This is a genomic window from Parasediminibacterium paludis (assembly GCF_042651445.1).
Classification (GTDB): Bacteria; Bacteroidota; Bacteroidia; order Chitinophagales; family Chitinophagaceae; genus Parasediminibacterium; species Parasediminibacterium paludis.
In genome coordinates, this window is record NZ_JBHSDC010000002.1 from 291,046 (window position 1) to 308,996 (window position 17,951).

General features: G+C 37.5%; 17 protein-coding genes. 14 read left to right on the forward strand and 3 right to left on the reverse strand.

Annotated elements, in window-relative coordinates; genetic code table 11:
- The first annotated feature begins 3 nt into the window (after window positions 1-3).
- The 12 genes from ACFOW1_RS01925 (at window position 4) to uvrA (ending at window position 11,458) form a co-directional block, all read left to right on the forward strand.
- Window positions 4-498: a GNAT family N-acetyltransferase gene (locus ACFOW1_RS01925; protein ID WP_379011919.1), complete on the forward strand. Its 495-nt coding sequence runs from the start codon at window positions 4-6 to the stop codon at window positions 496-498.
- Window positions 499-508: 10 nt separating this feature from the next.
- Window positions 509-1,585 (forward strand): ACR3 family arsenite efflux transporter, encoded by a 1,077-nt coding sequence (gene arsB, locus ACFOW1_RS01930; RefSeq protein ID WP_379011921.1) that lies wholly within the window; start codon window positions 509-511, stop codon window positions 1,583-1,585.
- Window positions 1,586-1,720: 135 nt separating this feature from the next.
- A complete protein-coding gene (locus ACFOW1_RS01935) occupies window positions 1,721-2,461 on the forward strand; it encodes a metallophosphoesterase family protein (RefSeq protein WP_379011923.1) in 741 nt (246 codons plus the stop codon).
- A gap of 1,192 nt (window positions 2,462-3,653) precedes the next feature.
- Complete coding sequence (locus ACFOW1_RS01940; RefSeq protein WP_379011925.1) at window positions 3,654-4,232, forward strand: sigma-70 family RNA polymerase sigma factor; 579 nt, start codon at window positions 3,654-3,656, stop codon at window positions 4,230-4,232.
- Window positions 4,233-4,433: 201 nt separating this feature from the next.
- The gene (gene infA, locus ACFOW1_RS01945) at window positions 4,434-4,652 is read left to right on the forward strand and encodes a translation initiation factor IF-1 (protein ID WP_379011928.1); all 219 of its coding nucleotides are present in this window, start codon (window positions 4,434-4,436) and stop codon (window positions 4,650-4,652) included.
- Between the two features lie 60 nt (window positions 4,653-4,712).
- Window positions 4,713-4,829 (forward strand): type B 50S ribosomal protein L36, encoded by a 117-nt coding sequence (ykgO, locus tag ACFOW1_RS01950; RefSeq protein WP_379011929.1) that lies wholly within the window; start codon window positions 4,713-4,715, stop codon window positions 4,827-4,829.
- A gap of 61 nt (window positions 4,830-4,890) precedes the next feature.
- Window positions 4,891-5,271, forward strand: coding sequence for a 30S ribosomal protein S13 (gene rpsM, locus ACFOW1_RS01955; protein ID WP_379011931.1), 381 nt, complete (start codon window positions 4,891-4,893; stop codon window positions 5,269-5,271).
- 145 nt (window positions 5,272-5,416) lie between these two features.
- Complete coding sequence (gene rpsK, locus ACFOW1_RS01960) at window positions 5,417-5,827, forward strand: 30S ribosomal protein S11 (protein ID WP_379011933.1); 411 nt, start codon at window positions 5,417-5,419, stop codon at window positions 5,825-5,827.
- A 121-nt stretch (window positions 5,828-5,948) separates the two neighbouring features.
- Window positions 5,949-6,554, forward strand: a complete 606-nt coding sequence (gene rpsD / locus ACFOW1_RS01965; RefSeq protein WP_379011935.1) for a 30S ribosomal protein S4 — start codon at window positions 5,949-5,951, stop codon at window positions 6,552-6,554.
- 143 nt (window positions 6,555-6,697) lie between these two features.
- Window positions 6,698-7,699 carry a DNA-directed RNA polymerase subunit alpha gene (locus ACFOW1_RS01970; RefSeq protein WP_379011937.1) on the forward strand — a complete coding sequence of 334 codons (1,002 nt, stop codon included), beginning with the start codon at window positions 6,698-6,700 and terminating at the stop codon, window positions 7,697-7,699.
- Between the two features lie 124 nt (window positions 7,700-7,823).
- Window positions 7,824-8,357: a 50S ribosomal protein L17 gene (rplQ, locus tag ACFOW1_RS01975; protein WP_379011939.1), complete on the forward strand. Its 534-nt coding sequence runs from the start codon at window positions 7,824-7,826 to the stop codon at window positions 8,355-8,357.
- A gap of 236 nt (window positions 8,358-8,593) precedes the next feature.
- The gene (uvrA, locus tag ACFOW1_RS01980; protein ID WP_379011940.1) at window positions 8,594-11,458 is read left to right on the forward strand and encodes an excinuclease ABC subunit UvrA; all 2,865 of its coding nucleotides are present in this window, start codon (window positions 8,594-8,596) and stop codon (window positions 11,456-11,458) included.
- Between the two features lie 115 nt (window positions 11,459-11,573).
- Here the strand turns inward: uvrA and ACFOW1_RS01985 are convergent, their stop codons facing one another.
- Window positions 11,574-13,106, reverse strand: coding sequence for an OmpP1/FadL family transporter (locus ACFOW1_RS01985; RefSeq protein ID WP_379011942.1), 1,533 nt, complete (start codon window positions 13,104-13,106; stop codon window positions 11,574-11,576).
- Window positions 13,107-13,242: 136 nt separating this feature from the next.
- Window positions 13,243-14,052 carry a hypothetical protein gene (locus ACFOW1_RS01990; RefSeq protein ID WP_379011944.1) on the reverse strand — a complete coding sequence of 270 codons (810 nt, stop codon included), beginning with the start codon at window positions 14,050-14,052 and terminating at the stop codon, window positions 13,243-13,245.
- Window positions 14,053-14,193: 141 nt separating this feature from the next.
- Here ACFOW1_RS01990 and proS point away from each other — a divergent pair, with 141 nt between their 5' ends.
- Window positions 14,194-15,672, forward strand: a complete 1,479-nt coding sequence (proS, locus tag ACFOW1_RS01995) for a proline--tRNA ligase (RefSeq protein ID WP_379011946.1) — start codon at window positions 14,194-14,196, stop codon at window positions 15,670-15,672.
- Window positions 15,673-15,741: 69 nt separating this feature from the next.
- On the opposite strand, the gene ACFOW1_RS02000 is transcribed toward proS, so the two are convergent.
- A complete protein-coding gene (locus ACFOW1_RS02000; RefSeq protein ID WP_379011948.1) occupies window positions 15,742-16,644 on the reverse strand; it encodes a CPBP family intramembrane glutamic endopeptidase in 903 nt (300 codons plus the stop codon).
- 34 nt (window positions 16,645-16,678) lie between these two features.
- Between ACFOW1_RS02000 and pepT the strand changes: the two genes are divergently transcribed.
- Window positions 16,679-17,932 carry a peptidase T gene (gene pepT, locus ACFOW1_RS02005; protein WP_379011950.1) on the forward strand — a complete coding sequence of 418 codons (1,254 nt, stop codon included), beginning with the start codon at window positions 16,679-16,681 and terminating at the stop codon, window positions 17,930-17,932.
- The last annotated feature ends 19 nt before the right edge of the window (window positions 17,933-17,951 follow it).

Genomic DNA, 17,951 nt, shown 5'->3' on the forward strand with positions numbered 1-17,951 from the left:
CACATGCATATCATAACAATTACCCCCAATCATTATCCACAGGTAGCCGCCATCTATTTGCAAGGCATTGCAACAGGCCAAGCCACTTTTCAAACTGAAGCACCTACATGGCAAGAATGGGATAAGGGGCATTTGCCTTTTTGTAGGTTGGCAGCCATGGTAGATCATGCGCTAGTAGGTTGGGTGGCTTTATCGCCTGTAAGTGCCAGACCAGTATATAAAGGTGTGGCAGAGCTCAGTATTTATGTGGCTGCAATGCAAAGAGGTAAGGGTATAGGTAAATATTTATTGCAAGCAGCGATAAAAGAGAGTGAAGACAACGGTATTTGGACCTTGCAATCGGGGATTTTTAAAGACAATACCAGTAGCATTCAACTGCATTTGCGATGCGGCTTTAGAGAAATAGGTTATCGCGAAAAAATTGGTTGTCTTAATGGCGTGTGGAAAGACAATATCATCATGGAAAGACGCAGTACCATTATTGGACTATCAACTTAAAAAAAAATATATGTCAACTCAAAATTGTGCTCCAGTAGTGGAAAGAAAAAAGCTAGGTTTCTTAGATAGATTTTTAACCCTTTGGATTTTTATTGCGATGGCCATTGGCGTAGGGTTGGGGTATTTTTTCCCATCTTCTTCAACTTTTATCAACTCATTTTCTAGTGGTACTACCAATATTCCTTTGGCAATTGGCTTAATACTGATGATGTATCCGCCTTTGGCAAAAGTGCGCTACGAAAAAATGGGGGAAGTGTTTACCAATGTAAAAGTATTGGGTGCATCGCTGTTTCTCAATTGGATAATCGGCCCAATATTGATGTTTATACTAGCTATTGTTTTTTTACAAGGCTATCCTGAATATATGATTGGTTTAATATTGATAGGTCTAGCAAGATGCATCGCTATGGTAGTGGTTTGGAACGAACTAGCTGAAGGCAACCGAGAGTATGCTGCAGGACTCATTGCCTTAAACAGTATCTTTCAGGTATTGCTATACAGTGTGTATGCCTATTTGTTTATTACCGTATTACCACCCCTATTTGGTATTAAAGGATTGGTGGTAAATATTACCATTGTAGCGATTGCAAAAAGTGTAGGCATCTATTTAGGGATTCCATTTGCGGCTGGTGTTATTAGCCGATACAGCCTAATAAAACTAAAAGGCGAGGATTGGTTTCAAAACAAATTTCTACCTATTATTTCGCCCATCACCTTAATAGCTTTATTGTTTACAATAGTGGTCATGTTTAGTTTAAAAGGGCAATTAATTGTGCAAATACCATTAGACGTCGTGCGAATTGCCATCCCATTGGTAATCTATTTCGCTATCATGTTTGTAGTAAGCTTTTTTATAGGAAAATATTTTGGTGCCGATTATGCACGTTCTACTGCCATTGCCTTTACAGCTACTGGTAACAATTTTGAATTGGCCATTGCCGTAGCCATTGGTGTATTTGGCATTAATAGCGGCGAAGCCTTTGCAGGTGTGATTGGACCATTGGTAGAAGTGCCAGCTTTAATTGCCTTGGTCAATCTTGCTTTTTGGTTTAGAAAAAAATATGATACAGTACCTGCCATGGTATAATATAAAACCACAATGCGCTTAAAGCTTTGCATTTGTTTAACTTACAGAAAACCAAAGCATAGCCAAATCCTTGACACAAGTCCATAAAAAACCTATGCCGAAAGCTAGCGCAAAGGCATTTCAACAATCATTATCATGAAAATTGTATTATTCTCAGATATGCATGCAAACCTGTATGCATTTGAAAAAGCCTTACAGAGTATAGATGCACAACAGCCAGATGCCATTTATTGTCTTGGCGACTTGGTAGGCTACCACCTTTATCCAAATGAAGTAATTAACGCAATACGTAAAAGAGGCATTGCCACCATAGCGGGCAACCATGATGCAAAAGTGGCAAAGCTGACAACTGAACAACTAGCTGAAGGCGGTAAAAATTATGCCTATGGTTTAATAGGTGATAGCGAAAAAACCTATTTAGCCACTTTGCCGGCGCATATACGTTTAGAATTTAAGTTGCAAGGGCAATTACTCACTATTCTATTGGTACATGGTAGCCCAACTAGTAATGATGAATATTTATTGGCAGATAAAGATGAAGCAGAATTTATAGAAGTATTTGCCAAGGCAAAAGCTGATATATTATGTTTTGGGCATTCTCACAAGCCTTATCATAGAATACTTACAAACGAAATAAGTGGGCAAACGACTTATCTGCATGCCATCAATACAGGCTCGGTAGGAAAGCCCAAAGACGGCAACCCGCAAGGGGGTTATGTTGTACTTACTATTCATGACAATAGCAGTAGAACCAACAAGGATTCTGTTACTGTAGAATTTATACGCTTTGATTATGATGTAGAAAAAGCCGCAAGAGACATAGAAGATAGCCCTTTGGCCAATGAATTTGCCGATATGCTACGCAAAGCATACTAAGATGGTGCTTATGATAGATAGATTAAGTATCGCGGCATAAATTTGAATGCTAGGGGTGGTACTTTATAAAACAGCCTGAAAAGCGAGACTTCATATTTTAATAAAAAACTCAACCAAAAGTGGTGTTTGCTACTACCACCAACACCTATTTTTTCCAAAGTATAGCTATTAAACGGTTGCCGATCAGGTTCATGCAGATTTAATTGGAGGTAGACGGCTGCCGATTAGGTTCATGTAGATTTACTTGGAGGTTGACGGCCGCCGATTAGGTTCATGCAGATTTACTTGGGGGTAAACGGCCGCCTTTTGGATTCATGCAAATTTACTTGGGGGTAAACGGCCGCCGATTAGGCTGCGTGTCAAATGACATATTTTTTGTACAATCCGTTACTCGGGATGTTCGATTACGACATCCCGAAAATCAGCAATGGCGGGGTAATGCAGTTACAACCATTTTTTGAAAGTAAGTTGTGTAGTACATTCATCTCAATTCTGTGAGGGTAGGTGTTGTAATAACAGCAGACGCATATTTGCGTAGTAGTGCTTGTGACTAGTAAGGGAATAGAAATGGACTACTAATATTAAGTAACATGTAGTGTGGGGCAGATGAAATAGCTGCTTTATCTTTACTTTGAGATGCCGTAAGCGAAGATTATGATTAGCAGAGAAAACCTTACAGCTACTATCACATGCAAATAAAAATCTGACAATAGTAATTGTGTAAAATATTGATTATCACAAAATTTCAACTATCTACCTCATCTTTTAACAAAGCTGTTTCACTGCTGATAGATTGTATATATCAAAGTTTCTATGAACTTGCTGGTTGTCAATAATTAGCCAAATAAACATACGGATATCTCTATCTCGATATTGTCTTTGTGGGCAATAATTTATTATTAATATACAGCAAAAAAAGTGTTGATTGTCAGCAGCTTATTTGCTCGTGTAAAAATGGTACAAAATAAAATTACCATTGCTGCGTTATACTATTTCCCAAATAATGCCTCTTTATTATTGTGAACAACCTAAAAGGTTCATTGATATTTTTTCACAAAGTGGTCTAAAAATCAATAAGTTAAAATAAGGTCGTTAATATTACGTTAGAAATGCAATCACGTACAATGGATGCATGACAGTATCCAACTATCCTATCGATTTTTTTAACTTAATTTTTTAAAAAACCGACCTTATGAAGATGTTTGCCCAGGCAACGGATACGCAATTAATTAACGTATTCCAAAATGGCGATATCAATGCCCTTGAAGTATTGGTGTACCGTTACAAAGACAAAATTTATTCCTCCATCCTTTTTTTAGTAAAGGATAAGTACTTGGCTGAGGACCTTTTTCAAGAAGTATTTATTAAAATAATAGATACACTTCGTGGCAATCGCTACAACGAAGAAGGAAAGTTTTTGCCTTGGGCACTTAGAATTGCGCACAATTTGTGTGTGGATTATTTTAGGAAAATAAAACGTACGCACTTTGTGGCAAGCGACGAGCGAGACGTTTTTGAACTTATAGGTTCGGTAGGCGATGCGGCTGATACTAAAATGGTGCAAAGCCAAAGCCATGAAAAAATACGAAGAATGTTAGATTTATTGCCTGAAGAACAAAGAGAGGTGATTGTATTAAGGCATTTTGCTGGTATGAGTTTTAAAGAAATTGCAGATGTAACTAATAGTAGTATCAATACTTCTTTGGGTAGAATGCGCTATGGATTAATTAATTTGCGGAGAATGATGGCTGAAAAACAAATCGCATTATAGTACCTGAAATAAATAATTTTGCGTCCTGCTTGAAAAAGCAGGATTTTTTTTGCGATTTTACAGCTTTATGGCTGGCTTTTTGCACATTTTTGGGTTTGTCGCAAGCTCGAAACGATTTATTATCCACAATATTTTAAAAATTTTCCACTAATTTTTCTTATTTCAGTTCAATCTCTCTATCTTCGCAGCCCGAAAAAAAATATGTCTAAACAAGCACTCATTAAACAGGACGGTAAGATACTTGAAGCATTAAGTAATGCCATGTTCAAGGTTAAGTTAGAGAATGGTCACGAAATATTGGCTACTATCTCAGGTAAAATGAGGATGCACTACATCAGAATATTACCTGGCGATAAAGTAGGTGTAGAAATGAGTCCTTATGACTTAAGTAGAGGCAGAATTATTTTCAGGTATAAATAAGTAAAATCAGCCTGTAGCCCAATGGCAAAGGCTTTTAGCAAATAGGATAAATAAACTACAATGAAAGTTAGAGCAGCTATTAAAAAGCGTAGTGCAGATTGTAAGATTGTTAAGCGTAAAGGCAAGCTTTATGTAATTAACAAAAAGAACCCTCGCTTTAAACAACGTCAAGGGTAAAATCTCAGGTTTGAATTAAGCAAATCAGACATAGTAAATCACAAACAAGAAATAAATAATTATGGCGCGTATTGCCGGTATAGACTTACCAAAAAATAAAAGAGGCGAAATTGGACTTACCTATATTTATGGTATTGGTCGTAGTAGAGCACAACAAATTTTAACTGCAGCAGGTATTGATCTTAATAAAAAGGTTAATCAGTGGAATGACGATGAGCAAACTGCTATTCGTAATTTGATTAATGCTGAATTTAAAGTTGAAGGTGCCTTACGTAGTGAAACTCAAATGAACATCAAACGTTTATTAGATATCGCTTGCTATCGTGGTCTGCGTCACCGTAAAGGTCTTCCAGTACGTGGTCAGCGTACAAAAACCAACAGCCGTACTCGTAAGGGTAAACGTAAAACTGTTGCTGGTAAAAAGAAAGCCGCTAAGAAATAATAACTAAGAGTCAGGAATTCCAAGTCCAACCATCGGGCTTGGAATTCCTGCTTTTTTTATAGTTACCAAAGTCGCCAGATATTCTTGCAATTGGCAAAGAAAGTAGGGACTATTTTATTTTAAAGATTACCTCAAACAAAACAAAATGGCAAAACCATCAAAAGCACAGAACAGTGCTAAAGCCGCAGCCAAAAAACGCATCGTGAAAGTTGATGCTGCAGGCGAAGTTAGAATTAGTGCAACTTTTAACAACATTATCGTTGCATTTACAAACAAATCTGGTCAAGTAATTTCTTGGTCATCTGCTGGTAAAATGGGTTTCCGCGGTTCTAAAAAGAACACTCCCTATGCTGCACAAATGGCTGCTGCTGATGCCGCTAAAGTTGCATTAGACGCAGGTTTAAAAAGAGTAGATGTATTTGTGAAAGGGCCAGGTTCTGGTCGTGAAGGAGCAATCCGTTCTATCGCTCAAAACGGTATTGAAGTAACTTCTATTAAAGACGTTACACCTATGCCTCACAATGGTTGTCGCCCTCCAAAACAAAGAAGAGTATAATCTATTTGAAATGGCGTTACTGTGATTTCAAAATTATAATAATTGGGTGAGCGATTTAGTTTTTTGATTTTTTAACAATCGATCACCATTCACTAAAAAATCAATTCAATTTTAATTACACATGGCACGTTACACTGGTCCTAAGACCAAAATCTCTAGAATTTACGGTGAGCCAATTTTGGGCAACGGTAAATGGTTAACCAAAAACAGCAACCCTCCAGGTCAGCATGGTGCAACTCGTAAACGTAAAACACTTGGTGAGTACGCTTTACAGTTGAGAGAAAAACAAAAAGCAAAATACACTTACGGTTTATTAGAGCGTCAGTTTCGTAAAACTTTTGAAGAAGCATCTCGTATTAAGGGTGTAACTGGTGAAAACTTAATCAAATTGTTAGAAGCGCGTTTAGACAATACTGTTTTCCGTTTAGGTTTGGCTGCTAGCCGTCCTGAAGCAAGACAATTGGTAGCGCACAAACATATCACTGTAAATGGCGATGTGATGAATGTGCCTTCTTATTCTTGTAAACCAGGTGATATCATTTCTTACAAAAACAAAAGCGCGGTTAACACGTCTATCACTAGCAAAACACGTGGTAAAAATCCTAAATTTAGCTGGGTTGATTGGAATGAAACTGAACTAAAAGGTACTTTCATTACATATCCTGAAAGAGAATCAGTTCCTGAAAACATTAAGGAACAATTGATTGTGGAATTGTATAGTAAATAATAGCTATTAAGTTGGTAATTGGGTTGAATCAATATTTGGTTTACAGGATTACGACTAGCGACTTACGAATTTTTTCAAATCATACTCATACATTCTTAAATCTGCACAACAGGTTTAAGGTAAAATAAAAAACAAGTTTTAATATGGCCATATTAAGCTTCCAAAAGCCGGACAAAATTGTATTACAGAAAGTATCTGATTTCGACGGTCAATTTGAATTCCGTCCGCTTGAGCCAGGTTATGGCTTAACAATCGGTAATGCTTTGCGCAGAGTTTTGCTAAATAGTCTTGAAGGTTATGCTATCACTGGTATAAAAATTGAAGGCGTTGATCATGAGTTTGCAACAATGAGAGGCGTTACAGAAGACGTTACAGAAATCATCTTAAACTTAAAGCAAGTTCGTTTTAAGAAGATCGTGGACAGTGATATTTCATCTGAAAAAATCACGCTTTCTATTAAAGGTCGCACAGAATTTACTGCAGGTATGATTGGCGAAGCTTCTCAAAGTTTCCAAGTAATGAATCCTGATTTAGTTATTTGTGTAATGGATACTACTTCTAAGTTGGATATTGAACTAACTGTGGCTAAAGGTCGTGGTTATGTGCCAGCTGAGGAGAATAAAATAAAAGATAGTGTTTTTGGTTATATCGCAATCGATTCAATTCACACACCTATTAAAAATGTGAAGTATTTGATCGAGAACTATCGTGTGGAACAAAGAACTGACTACGAAAAATTGGTTTTAGATGTTGCTACCGACGGTACCATTCATCCAGAAGATGCTGTAAAGCAAGCGTCTCGCATCTTGATTCAACATTTAATGATTATCACTGATGAGAATATCACTTTCGATAATAAAGAAGAGAAGAAAGATGATGTGGTAGATGAGCAAATCTTGCAATTACGTAAGGTATTAAAAACACCGCTTGAAGATTTAGATTTGTCAGTACGTGCTTTTAACTGCTTGAAAGCTGCGAAAATTGATTCTTTGAGTTCTTTAGTTCAGTATGAGCAAGAAGACTTGATGAAATTCAGAAACTTCGGTCAAAAATCATTATCTGAAATTGAGCAAGTTTTGCTTGAAAGAGGATTGAGTTTTGGTATGGATTTACAAAAACTAGGTTTAGATAATTTAGATAATTAGTCCTTAGCTCCCTTAAAGGGTGCATTAAGGTCATTCATTTTTATAACCGCTTTCTAGTTATCTCTTAGTAATTAGAAGCAACCTCACAAATCCTGACACGGTGTGAGGCTTAAAACAAATAGTCATGCGTCACGGAGACAAAATCAACAACTTAGGCCGCAAGAAGGCACACAGAGTAGCTTTGTTAAACAACTTAGCCGCTCAGTTAATCACACACAAACGTATTGTAACTACTTTAGCAAAAGCAAAAGCATTACGTACTTATGTAGAGCCATTGTTAACTAAAACTAAGAAAACAGAAAGTGCTGCTGTTATTACACACAATCACAGATTGGCATTTGCACATTTACAAAACAAAGCGGCTGTAAAAGAATTGTTTACAGTGGTTGGTCCAAAAATCGCTGATCGTCCAGGTGGCTACACACGTATTATCAAATTGGGTATCCGTCCAGGCGATAACGCTGAAAAGGCAATGATTGAACTTGTTGACTTCAACGATATTTACGGAAAAACTGCTACCACTGCTGCTGAACCAGCTAAGAAAACACGTCGTGGTCGTGCACCAAAAAAAGCCGTTGAAGCTACAGAAGCAGTTGAAGCAACACCGGTTGCAGAAGCGCCTGAAGCACCGGCTGCTGAAGAAACAAGTGCTGAATAAGACTTACTTTCTTTTACATACATAGCCCAACATAAATTTTATGTTGGGCTTTTTGTTGTACCTACTTTATTCATATTTTTTTGCTCATCTATAATAGATCGTTGCTTATTTTCTTAAAGTTGTATTTGGACTTATACAAACAAATGCCCTGTACTAATGTTACTTATCTAGTTACTAACTGCGGTTATAAATCTTTAATTTTGAGTTCATCTGCACAACAGCTAACAAAGCATAGAATGGCAAAAAAAAGCAACACGAAGCAAGTTCAAGAACAAGTCGACATATTAGAGACTTCCAATAATAATATTCTTGTAAAAGGTGCAAGAACACACAATCTTAAGAACGTTACTGTTGAGTTTCCTCGTAACCAATTTATTGTAGTTACAGGTGTTAGTGGTAGTGGCAAATCTTCTTTAACTATTGATACTTTATTTGCCGAAGGCCAAAGACGTTATGCTGAAAGCTTAAGTGCTTATGCGCGACAGTTTATGGCTAGAATGGTAAAGCCTGAGGTTGATTATATCAAAGGGCTTTGTCCGGCAATCGCCATTGAGCAAAAAGTTATTACAAGAACCCCTCGAAGTACGGTTGGTAGCATGACAGAGATTTATGATTATCTCCGTTTGTTGTATGCAAGAGCGGGTCATACTATTTCACCAATTAGCGGCAAAGAAGTAAAGAAAGATGATGTAAACGATGTGGTAAAAGATATACAAGCATTACCACATGGTAGTAAAGTGGTGATTATCGTGCCGTTTAAACAACATGCCAAAAGAGAGGCGAAAGAAGAGCTGAATATATTGATGGCAAAGGGTTTTAGTAGACTAGCCACCCCAAACCCCTCCAAAGGTGGGGCTTTAGAACCTAAACGAATAGAAGAATTGTTAGAATTAAGTGATAATGAATTAGCTGAAACTTTACAGCCACCTAAATCAAAGAGCGGGAGCAAAGGGGCGTTTGTTCTTGTAGATAGAATTGTTACCAAAGATTTTGATGAGGACGATTTGCACCGCTTGAGCGATTCTATTGGCACTGCTTTCTATGAAGGGGAGGGTGAAATGTATCTAGAAGTTGATGGCTCCAAACCTCTGCATTATAGCAATAAGTTTGAATTAGATGGCTTACAATTTGAGGAACCTGTACCTAATTTATTCTCATTTAATAATCCCTATGGTGCTTGTCCTACCTGCGAAGGTTTTAGCCAAGTGCTTGGGATAGATGAAGATTTGGTGATACCTGATAAGCGATTAAGTGTTTATGAGGGTGCTGTTGCGCCTTGGCGCGGTGAAAAATTAAGTGAGTGGAAAACAGCTTTTATTCGTAGTGCGTCAGCTATTGATTTCCCTATTCACAAGCCCATTATTGACTTAACCAAAGAGCAGTACCGATTGCTTTGGAAAGGTGCCAAATATGTGCAAGGCATTGATGATTTTTTTAAAGAAGTGGAAGCCAATTTGTATAAAGTACAATATCGTGTGTTGCTCAGTAGGTATAGAGGCAGAACCAAATGTCCTGATTGTGAAGGCTATCGCTTACGCAAAGAAGCTTTGTATGTAAAAGTGCACAAAAAACATATTGGTGAATTGTGTGAGATGCAGGTAAAAGATTTGAAAGTTTGGTTTGATAAAATACAATTAAGTGAACATGACCAAAGCGTTAGCAAACGTATTTTGATAGAAATACATCAGCGTCTTCAAACCTTAATTGAGGTGGGCTTGGGTTATTTAACCTTAAATCGCCTAGCCAATAGTTTAAGTGGTGGCGAAAGTCAGCGTATACAACTCACAAGAAGTTTGGGTAGCAATTTAACCAACTCATTGTACATTCTCGACGAACCTTCAATTGGGTTGCATTCGAGAGATACTGAAAAGTTAATAGGCGTATTACAATCTTTAAAAGCCTTAGGCAATACGGTGGTAGTGGTTGAACATGATGAAATGATGATGCGGGAAGCAGATTATGTGATTGATATGGGACCTTTTGCATCGCATTTAGGTGGCGAAGTGGTGGCAGCAGGTAATTACCAAGAATTAATAGCCAATCCTAAAAGTTTGACTGGTAAATACCTGAAAGGCGAGCTAACCATTGATGCCCCTAAAAGCTTGCGTAAGTGGCAAAGAAGCATCACCATTGAAGGTGCTAGGCAAAATAATTTGAAAGATATTACTGTTCAGTTTCCTTTAGATATTTTAACAGTTGTAACAGGGGTAAGTGGTAGTGGTAAAACGACTTTGGTAAAGCAAATTTTGTATCCTGCATTACAAAAATTAAAAGGCGAAGCGGCGGAGAAAGTAGGGTTACATAAGGCTATTACTGGGGATGTGGATTATATTGCTCAGATAGAAATGATTGACCAAAATCCGATTGGTAAATCATCACGAAGTAACCCAATAACTTATATAAAAGCTTACGATGAAATTAGAGACCTCTATGCTAAACAACCGCTCAGTAAAATTCGCGGTTTTATGCCTAAGCATTTCTCGTTTAACGTAGACGGGGGGCGGTGCGATGCTTGCAAAGGTGAAGGTGAACAAATTGTAGAAATGCAGTTTCTAGCCGATGTACATTTAACCTGCGAAGTATGCGGCGGTAAACGTTTTAAGGAAGAAGTGATTGAAGTTACTTACCAAGGTAAAAGTATTTATGATGTGCTTGAAATGAGTGTAGATGAAGCAATAGACTTTTTTAAAGAGGAGAAAAATTTAGCCAAAGCCATACAGCCACTGCAAGATGTAGGTTTGGGTTATGTAAAACTTGGTCAAAGCTCAAATACCTTAAGTGGTGGTGAAGCGCAACGTGTAAAGCTAGCCTCGTTTTTAGGTAAAGGAAAAGGGATAGGCCATATTTTATTTATTTTTGATGAACCAACTACTGGTTTGCATTTTCATGATATTAAAAAATTACTTGCTTCTTTTAATGCCTTAATTGAACAAGGGCACTCATTATTAATTATCGAACACAATACCGATGTTATTAAAAGTGCCGATTGGGTCATCGACCTTGGGCCAGAAGCTGGAGATGCAGGCGGTACATTGGTTTTTGCAGGTGTTCCTAAAGATTTGAAAAAGGTAAAAACTAGTTATACTGGTAAATATTTGTAACTCAAAATGCCACGAATTTTAGGAGTTACATGAAATACAAAGAGAAGGGTTTGCCTTGGCGAACCGTTCTCTTTGTATTATTAATTAACTTTTTAGCTTTGTGTGAAATTCAAATTTACCACTTAAAGCCAAGCGTTACAACAATATTGTTAGTGCTACCAGTTTGGACAGCATAAGTATTGGCAACATCATTTAATCTGTATGGAAAATTCACGTCGTTCAAAAAAGTGTGTGCATAGCCTAAATCAATAAACATCCCTTTATTGCGATAGCCAATACCACCAGTTAACAATGTTTTACTAACTTGTAATTTATCATCGGCATAAGGGCTACCAAAGTAAGCACCACCAAGTCTAAGCGCAAACACATTAAACTTCAGCTCACCGCCAACTTTGAAGTTGAAGTTACCTTTGTAATAATTTTTTACACCATCGTTTACTTGGTTTAAATAGCTAGTGCGGCTATAATCGTCAGCATTTTGTACGCTAAATCTTGCGCCACGATAATTTACAAATTCAACATCGGCACTAATAAAACCTCGTTGTTTTCTTACGTCAGCGTTTTCTTTAAATACATAGCTGAGGCTACCAATCATTTTGTAGGGGGTGATTACTCTGTATTTTCTCTCACCAGCATTACCGTTGTTTAGGTTATCACTTGTTTCTGTAATAGTACCAGCATAGCTTTCTGTATTGGTAGTCATTTGACTGCGAATTCTATCGGTAAATGAAATGGATTGTGGTGTGTGAAACGCAAAGCCAAGTCGCCATGAATTTTGTGGTTTATAAATGATGCCTATTTTGGCGCCAATACCTACACCATTAGACTGAAATTGCTCGCTATATGTAAAACTTGCAAACTGGTTATATGGATTGTTTGTAGCATCAGTTTCCTTATAAACGAAGTCTCGTCGATAGCTTACTACAGGAATGATTAAGCTTCCACCTACATAGAGTTTGTCTTCTATATTGCCAGCTAAACCTAGGGCAATTTCGTGGTAGCCCCCTTTGGTAGCAGCATCATAGTATTGATTAATGCCAGTTGAAATAGGCACCAAACTTTGATAGCCAGCCACACTACCGTTGGCACCTCTAATCGTGTCAATTAAGTAGGTTCTATAGGCTAATGATGAACCAAAAATATAGTTACCTGCGGCTGCTGTTGTGTCTGCTTGATCACGCACAAGTTCTTCTAAATATTGCTCAGAGAAGGAGCTATAATTATTAAAACCTCTATATTGCGTGTGGTTATTGTAGCTCGCCATTTGGTTAACAGAAATAGAAAATGCAGTGCTTGTCCATGCACTAGAGGTATACTTACTTGGTGTGCCAAACACAAAGCCAATAGGGCCATAGCTAAAGTTACCTTTAATATTGCTGGTATCGGTACCTCGATAGTTGTATTTATTATTAAATATAAAAGCACCAGGGCTAAACACAAATTCGTTGGTTTTATACAAGCCTAAGCCAGCTGGATTACTATTTGCAGCCGTAATATCACCGCCTAAGCTGCCCATCACACCACCAATAGCTATATTTCTAGCAGTACCATTACTTGTGTGCCAAGATAATTTTAAAGCATCATCTGGTGTTTGTGCATAACTGACTAAGCTGGTGAAAAATGCGATGATGATGACATATTTTTTCATGATAAATAATATAAGATTACAAGTAGCAAGATGCAAGTATCAAGCTATCAATGGTGGATAACAATTATTGTTAGGCTAATTTTTATGAAGAAGAATCATAAAATCATTTAATCTCATGAATGATGGTTCAGCCATATTAACCTCTCGGCCTACGAGGTGCACTACTGCTACTACCTGTGCTACCAAATCCACCGCTTGAACCACCCGTGTTTGATGTTGGTGTTGTTGAAGGTGTAAAGGTTCTTGCAGGTCTATCTACAGTGTTAGATGGTGTGCCCGAAGGGCTGCCTGTAGGTGGTGCAATTACCCTACGAACCAAGCCACCAAAGGATGAACTATTATTGTTGTTACGCGTTGGCGTATTAGCATTATTGTAATTGCTGTTTCCAAAAGCGGATAGGTTGCTACCACTTGAATATCTGCGAGGCCCATAATTGTTGTGCACCACTACATTATTGCCCCAATAATAAGGATTGTAATAGCCCCCATAGATACTGTAATAAGGATTATAATAGCTGGTGTACCCAAAATAATATGGATTATAACCCAAACCATAAAAATTGGAGAAACCCCAACTATAGCTTGGATATATTGCCCAATTGTTCCAATAATTATAGCTGTTATAGCCATAGCCGTAATAATTATTACTATAGCTGTAGCCATAATAATCGAACCGACTATCGTTCCAATAGCTATAATCATCTAAAGCATCCCAACGATTTCTATTGGCCACTTTCATGCGTAAATATCTATCGTCACTGCTGCTAATATATTCTTCGTAATGATCGTTAGTATTGGTATTTTTAGCGACTTCTTTTACCTCTGGTGCTACTTTTGCAGGCGAAAAATAGACGTCGTCTGGTGTTTGTTGGGTTTGATATATGGCGGCACAGCCAGTAAATAATACTGCTGAAGCAAAGGCGAGAAATAAAAATCCACTTTTCATAACCTGCAGTTTTTAGCTTATAGATAATGTGAAGTTACTACTTTTACGGCGGCAACGTATTTTTCGTATTAAATTTACAAATATTTTGCCATACAACGTTTGTTGAAAAAATAATTTAGTTAAGAAAAACACAAAGAATTAATGAGCAAAGAAATTACGTCTAGGGCACAAGATTATTCTCAATGGTATAATGATTTGGTAATAAAAGGTGGGCTCGCCGATTATAGTGCTGTACGTGGTTGCATGGTGATAAAACCTTATGGGTTTGGTCTTTGGGAAAATATGCGAGATGTGTTAGACAGAATGTTTAAGGATACTGGGCACCAAAACGCCTATTTTCCACTGTTTGTACCTAAAAGTTTGTTTGAAGCAGAAGAAAAAAATGCGGAAGGTTTTGCGAAAGAATGTGCTGTAGTAACGCATTATCGCTTAAAGGCTGACCCCAATCATAAAGGGAAATTAATGGTAGATCCTGAGGCGAAATTGGAAGAAGAATTGGTGGTTCGCCCTACGAGTGAAGCGATTATTTGGAGTACTTATAAAGGCTGGATACAATCGTATAGAGACTTACCAATACTAGTAAACCAATGGGCGAATGTGGTAAGATGGGAAATGCGGACGCGTTTATTTTTACGTACTGCAGAGTTTTTGTGGCAGGAAGGGCATACCGCTCATGCTACTAAAGAGGAAGCGATGGTAGAAGCAGAAAAAATGTTGCATGTATATGCCGATTTTGCAGAAAACTATATGGCTTTGCCCGTGATAAAAGGCATAAAATCGCCTAATGAACGCTTTGCAGGTGCCGAAGAAACTTTTTGTATAGAAGCCTTAATGCAAGATGGCAAAGCATTACAAGCCGGCACATCGCATTTTTTAGGGCAAAATTTTGCCAAAGCATTTGATGTGAAGTTTAGCGATAAAGAAAATAAATTAGACTATGTATGGGGTACAAGTTGGGGGGTAAGTACACGATTAATAGGCGGGTTGGTTATGGCGCACAGTGATGACGACGGTTTGGTGTTACCACCTAAAATTGCGCCATTGCAAGTTGTAATTGTGCCAATTTATAAAGGGGATGAACAAAAAGCCATGATAAGCCATAAAGTACATGGTATTATGCAGCAATTAAAAGATTTGGGTATTCGTGTAAAATACGATGACAGTGATAATAGCCGCCCAGGTTGGAAATTTGCGCAATATGAGATGCAGGGTGTGCCGGTCCGATTAGCAATTGGTGCGAGAGATTTAGAAAACAATGTGGTGGAACTAGCAAGAAGAGACACCAAAGCAAAGATGACGGTTGGTATGGATAATATCGCTTACTATATCAAAACGCTGCTTGATGAAATTCAATTGCATATGTTTAACAAAGCTTTAGCCTATAGAAACGAGCATATTACACCTGCCAATGATTGGGATGAATTTGTAGAATTGCTAGATAGTAAAACTGGTTTTATTGCTGCTCATTGGGATGGTACACCAGAAACAGAAGAGAAAATTAAAGAATTAACGAAGGCTACCATTCGCTGTATTCCTTTAGATAATCCGTTAGAAGAAGGTAAGTGTATTTTTACGAGCCATCCATCTACACAACGTGTATTATTTGCGAGAGCTTACTAGTAGTGTATTTAATTAGTAAATAAAAAACGCCACTAAATCAATTTTAGTGGCGTTTTTGTATGATTATTTTTAAGCAGCAAGAAAATCATTTTCTTGATTTTCTGCCACTTTTTTGGTAGCATATTTTTTTTGATAGTACCAAATTAATCCAACGATTAAAATTACTTGTAAAATAGTACATATTACGGAACCCTCGTAGCCAAAATCGCCACCACTAATCATATCGGAACCTTGTGCAATTTGTTTTATAAAACTTTTGCCCATCGACATGCCACTGACTTTATAACCAAATATTGGGCCTTGGAAAAAGTTCCAGCTAAAATGTAGCAAGATGCTGAACCAAAGATTTTTGGTATATACATAATTAATTCCTAATAAAATACCAGCAATAAAAATATTCACAAAAGCAATAAGGGTGATATCAGTATTATCTAAGTGCAAAAGGGCAAATACCAATGATGCAAATACTAAAGCCACCCATTTGTTCATGCTTTGCATGAGGTTTTTTAGAAAATAACCTCTAATCGATATTTCTTCAATAAAGGCAACTACTATACAAAGCAATGTGGCGTAAAAAATATCTGTATCTTCTGTACCAATATCGGTGAAATAAATATTTTTAGTAAAAAGTAATACCACTGTACCAATTGTGATAATAAAGAATCCTACTAAAAAACCAGCAAAAGCGCTACTGCCTTCCCACCTAAATCCGAGGTGACGAATTAGTTCTCTATTTACCAAAACCATAAATAGGAACGCAACAAGTACCAAGCCTATTTTAATAACAAAATAAGATTTTAAAATGTCTAGAATTGTTTGTGGATTGTTAACCTCGTTGTATGTCACTACATCTGCACTTGTTGAATACATCAATTGCACCATACCACATAATACAAAACCTGTAATTAAGTATAAGATGGCTCTCAAAAAGCCATTTTCAATAGTTGGTCGGTTGTTTAAGGGTGTTTCCATTATAGAGTTATAAATTGCGCTTAAAAATACGATTATGTTGCAACAATACAACTTTACTGTGGCTGAAAGATTTATAAAGTATATAAAAATTGATACACAAAGTAATCCTGATAGTAATACCCATCCTACTACCGAAAAACAAAAAGATCTATCAAAGCTTCTAGCAGAAGAATTATTAGCGATGGGCATTGAAGATGCGCATACAGATGAATACGGTTATGTATATGCAACCATACCTGGTAACACCCCTAAAAAAGTACCTGTTATTTGCTTTTGTAGCCATGTAGATACAGCGCCAGATTGCAGTGGTACCAACGTAATACCCATTCTGCACCAAAACTATCAAGGTGAAGAGATAGTACTTCCCGATGATGCGACACAAATAATTAGCCCTACCAAATACAAATATCTCCAACAGCATATTGGTCATGATATCATCACGGCAAGTGGGCTTACCTTACTTGGTAGCGACGATAAAGCTGGCGTGGCAGAAATAATGGATTTATGTAATTATTTGATGTTACACCCCGAAGTAAAGCATGGTACGATTAAAATTTTATTCACCCCGGATGAAGAAGTAGGGCAAGGCACAGCCAAGCTAGATATGCAAAAACTTGGGGCAGATTTTGGGTATACCTTAGATGGTGGCGAATTAGGCACATTGGAAGATGAAACCTTTAGTGCCGATGGCGTAACTATTACAGTTAATGGTGTAATAGCACATCCTGGCTATGCAAAAAATACCTTGGTAAACGCATTAAAAATAGTGAGCGAAATAGTGGCTGCATTACCAGCAACAGAATGGAGCCCTGAAACGACTTCGCATAGACAAGGTTTTGTGCATCCAGTAGCTATGAATGGGTTAGCAGAGAAAGCAAGTGTGCAGTTTATTATTCGCGACTTTGAAACGGCTAATTTGAAAATATATGAAGACAAGTTAAAAGCGATAGCAGAAACTGTGGTGGTAAAATATCCTAAAGCAACCATGCAATTTGAGGTACAAGAGCAATACCGTAATATGAAAGAAGTGCTAGACCAATATCCTCAAGTAATTGCCAATGCAGAAGCTGCTTACAAACGCATAGGGCTACAGCCTGTAAAAGAACCAATACGTGGCGGTACAGATGGTAGCCGATTGAGTTTTATGGGTTTACCTTGCCCTAATTTGTTTACTGGTATGCAAGCCATACATAGCAAGCACGAGTGGATTGGTGTAAGAGACATGCAACTTGCTGTAACCATGCTAGTAGAACTCGTAAAAGTGTGGGAAGAAACTACCGTTGATTAGTAATGATTTGAATGATTGA